We start from the raw sequence: 4155 nt of genomic DNA, 5'->3' as shown, positions 1-4155 counted from the left end.
GTCGACGACCTCGACGTCGTGGTCACCATCGAGGCGGGATTGGCCGTCGGCCGATGGGGCAAAGCCCGCGCGGCCGCCCGCGCCGGCCCGGGCTAGTCGTCGTCGGCCGGGTCGGCTTCGGCGAGCTCGGACTTTGTCGGCAGCCGCAGCGAGACCAGGCCGGCAAAGGCGTCGTCTTCGAGCTCCACCCGGTTGACCGTCACGTGTATCGGCACCCACCCGCCGTCGTGAGCCGGCAGCCGCAAAACCGCACAGGCGGCTCCGGCGGCGAACTCGGTGCGCATCGCAGCTCGCTTGGCCTCGTCCTCGGGGTGTATCCGGGGGCTGTCAGCGGCGATGCGGCGCCAGTCGTAGAACGGGCACGGTGCATCGAGCCATTTCAGCAGCGTCCAGCTATGCGGATCGAACAGCGCACGGTGTACTCCGGGCTGGGCCAGCCCGGACAGGATCTGCTGGGCCAGCCGATCCGACGACGACGGCCGCTCGGCGGGTTCGGCACGCCAATTCATTCCCCGAGCAATCATGTGCTCGCGGCCGTCCACTCCTGGCTCCACGCCATTGCGGGCGACGAAACTCACCCGGATGTGGTTGCCCTGCCAATCGGTGCCGTCCCAGGTGTCACATACGGTGTGGCCGGGTTCGAACCGGACCGCCGCCGCTAGTGCCCGGCCCTCATTCGGCTTGAGGTCACCCGACGGCCAGCATTCCGCGAATGCCCGCTCCTCGGGGTCCTCGAGCTCCACATTGCGGCCCATGTTGGTCAGCGATTCCGCGGTGTCGGTGGCCACCCCGAGGGTCATGTCCCATTTCAGCGGCCCTGGGATCGGTCGCTCCGGCGGTTCGTCGCCGGCCGGTCCGCTCCAGACATGCACACCGTGGATTCGGCCGTCGGACATCACGACCGGCTCGGTGCGGATCACCCGGTCTTTCTTCGGGGTGAGGCTCACCAGGCTCTGGCTGGTTTGCAGTGACTCGGCGATTGCTGACTGGATCGCGGCGCGCCGAGGGTTGCGCCGCAAAAACGAGGTTATGGGAACCATGTTTCGCAATTGACGGCCCAATGCGACCACGGCCGGTTCTGTACCCAGCGTCTCCACCAGTAACCAGTCGTGCGTCATAGCCCGCTAGTTTAGCGAGCCGGACTGCCGATAACCCCTTGCCTCCCTATCGAATCCGCGTGGCTTTCACTGAGACCAGCCTGTGCGTCACCCTGACCCGCACGCCGATGACTTGCACACATCACCGACCGGCGGGTATTTTGCTGCTGCGCCCATTGCGGATTGTGAACGGCTTGCGTTGTCCAACCGTTCTTCGAGTCGGATTTCCCGCACGCGCACCTTTCTTCAGGAGCGAGGAAAGCGCTTTCATTGCGGCTGCTGCGGCAGACGTTGTCATATGGAAGTCGACCGTTCGAGGGGTCGGTCGTCATCCGTATGTCTGACTCTGATTAGCCAGCGCGGTCAACACCAAGCGCAACACCCGCACAGCTCCGGCCTTGTCCAGCGGATCGTTGCCGTTGCCGCACTTCGGCGATTGCACGCAGGATGGGCATCCAGACGGGCATTCGCACGCCTCGATCGCGGCCATCGTAGCGCCCAGCCAGATGCTGGCGCGGCGGAAGCCCTGTTCGGCGAAGCCGGCACCGCCGGGATAGCCATCGTAGACGAAGACGCTTGGCAGGCCGTCATATTCAGGGCCAACCGCGGTGGACAACCCGCCGATGTCGCCACGATCGCAGCTGGCCACCAGCGGCAGCAGTCCGATCGCGGCGTGCTCTGCGGCATGCAGCGATCCCGGGATTCGGAGCGGATCGATTCCGTTGCGGTGCAGTGCTTCTGGTGTGATGGTGTACATCACCGCGGTGGTCTCCAAGGTGTGCGGTGGCATATCCAGCTCGACGAAGTCGATGACCTCACCGGTCAGTCGGCGTCGCAGATAGCCGACGATTCGATTGGTCACACGCACCGGCACCAGCCCAAGGGTGACGGAGCCGAAAGCCTGGCGTTCACCGGTTCCGGTCACCGCGATGTCGGTGAGTTCTCGGGCGAACGTGGCATATCCGGGGTCCTCGCCGTGGACGAAGGCCAGGCCCTCGTCGAAGTCCAGCGAGTCGACGACGTAACTCTCGCCCTGATGCAGATACACCGCGCCCGGATGTACCGAAGCAGCCGCCTGACCCGCACCGGCCGTTCCCAGCATCCGTCCGGTCTCGCCTTCGACGATGACGACCTGGCCGCCCGAGGGCCCCCGAATATCCACTGCCGGATGGGGATCCACGCCCGGCGCCGGATAGTACTTGCCGGACCGGTGTCGCAGCAGCCCGTCGTCGACTAGGCCGTCGGCGACGTCCATGGCGCCGAGCGTCCGCATCTCGGCGTCATCGATCGGTAATTCGGTTGCAGCGCAGAGTAATTGCGGGCCAAGGATGTATGGATTAGCCGGGTCGATCACGACCCGCTCGATCGGCTTGTCCAGCAGCGCAGCGGGATTGTGCACCAGGTAGGTATCCAGCGGATCGTCGCGGGCGACCAGCACCACCAGCGCGCCCTGCCCACGGCGGCCGGACCGGCCCGCCTGCTGCCAAAACGACGTGACCGTCCCGGGAAAGCCCGCCAACACCACCGCGTCGAGCCCGGCGATGTCGATGCCGAGTTCAAGTGCGTTGGTGGTGGCCAGGCCGCGCAGTTGTCCGTCCAGCAGCGCCTGTTCGAGCGCGTTGCGGTCCTCGGGCAGATAACCCGCCCGATACGACGCCACCGTTTCGGTCAGCTGCGGGGCGATGTCCTCCAACCGCGCACGCGCTGCCAGTGCGGTCAGTTCGGCGCCCCGCCGCGACCGGACGAAGGTCAGGGTCCGGGCGCCCTCGGCAATCAAATCGGCCATCACCCGCGCCGCCTCGCTACCGGCGGACCGCCTTACCGGAGCGCCGTTTTCACCCGTGAGATCGGCGCGCAGCGCCGGTTCCCACAGCGCCACCGTCCGGGCGCCTTGCGGTGAGGCGTCTTCGGCGATCTCCTCGACCGGCTGACCGATGAGTTCGGTCGCGGTCGCACCAGGTGCCGCGGTCGTAGCACTGGCGAAGATCACCGTCGGAGTCGCGCCCGGCACAGCGGAGTAGCGCGCGCACAACCGCAGCAACCGTCGCAGAACCATTGCTACGTTCGAGCCGAAAACACCTCGGTAGTAATGACATTCGTCGACAACGATGAACCGCAGCCCACGCAGGAAGACCGCCCAGCGAGCGTGGTTTCGCAACAACGCCAAATGCACCATGTCGGGGTTGGAGAACACCCAGCGGGAGCGCTCCCGCGCGAAACGACGTACCTCGGCGGGACTGTCGCCGTCGTAGGCCGTCGGCGCCACATCACCTAGCCGGGGGATCGCCGCGGTCAGCGTGTGCGCGGCCCGCAGCTGGTCGTGGCCAAGGGCTTTCGTCGGCGAGATGTAGAGCGCCCGGGCGCGCGGATCGGTCGCCAGCGCATTCAGGATGGGCAACTGGTAGGCCAGCGATTTACCGGATGCCGTGCCGGTGCTGATAACAACGTGATGCCCGGCGTGCGCCAGCTCGGCTGCCTGAACCTGGTGTGCCCACGGTGAACTGACGCCACGATCGGTGAATGCGCACAGCACATCGGGTTCGACCCATGTCGGCCAAGGTTGTTGGCGGCCAAGCCGTGCGGGCAGCTCGGCGACATGACGCAGCGGGTGTTCGCCCGACTCGGTGCCGGCGACCGCGGCGGCGAGCAAGTCGCTGCCGAACGTTCCCACGATTAAGTGCCTCCTGATCCGAACTGATCACCTGAAACCGCGCCCGATAGGCCCTTGCGACCGGGCGTTTCGGCGTCGCAGTTCAATTGTTTACCTCGTGGTAGCTCAATTGCTCACCTGAGGCTGTTGCTGCGGCGATGAACATGGTTGACTGTTTGCGGTCGCAGCTTCTGTGTTCGTGTCAAACTTTCGCAGGATCGACGTTGCGGCCGCGGTTCCTGCGAGGTTGTAGGTCGGGTGAAGTTCCGGCGACTCAGCAAGGTCTAGCGGTCGGAACGGGCCCGGAGCATCGAGGTGATGCTCCGCACCCGAGTAGTAAAGGAAATATCGAGAAATGCCACAGGGAACTGTGAAGTGGTTCAACGCGGAAAAGGGATTCGGCTTCAT

The 4155-nt window shown here is 65.6% G+C and carries 3 protein-coding genes; all 3 read right to left on the bottom strand.

The window, feature by feature from the left end:
* Positions 1-92: 92 nt before the first annotated feature.
* Positions 93-1118 (bottom strand): PAS domain-containing protein, encoded by a 1026-nt coding sequence (locus tag WAO18_RS07510; RefSeq protein WP_422205167.1) that lies wholly within the window; start codon positions 1116-1118, stop codon positions 93-95.
* Positions 1119-1425: 307 nt separating this feature from the next.
* Entirely contained in the window at positions 1426-3768 is a 2343-nt protein-coding gene (locus WAO18_RS07505) for a DEAD/DEAH box helicase (RefSeq protein WP_422205165.1), read from the bottom strand.
* A gap of 105 nt (positions 3769-3873) precedes the next feature.
* A partial coding sequence (locus tag WAO18_RS07500) for a hypothetical protein (RefSeq protein ID WP_422205164.1) occupies positions 3874-4155 on the bottom strand: 282 nt, incomplete at its 5' end.

Source organism: Mycobacterium sp., from assembly GCF_049278535.1.
GTDB lineage: Bacteria > Actinomycetota > Actinomycetes > Mycobacteriales > Mycobacteriaceae > Mycobacterium.
This window is presented reverse-complemented; position numbering and strand designations above follow the sequence as displayed.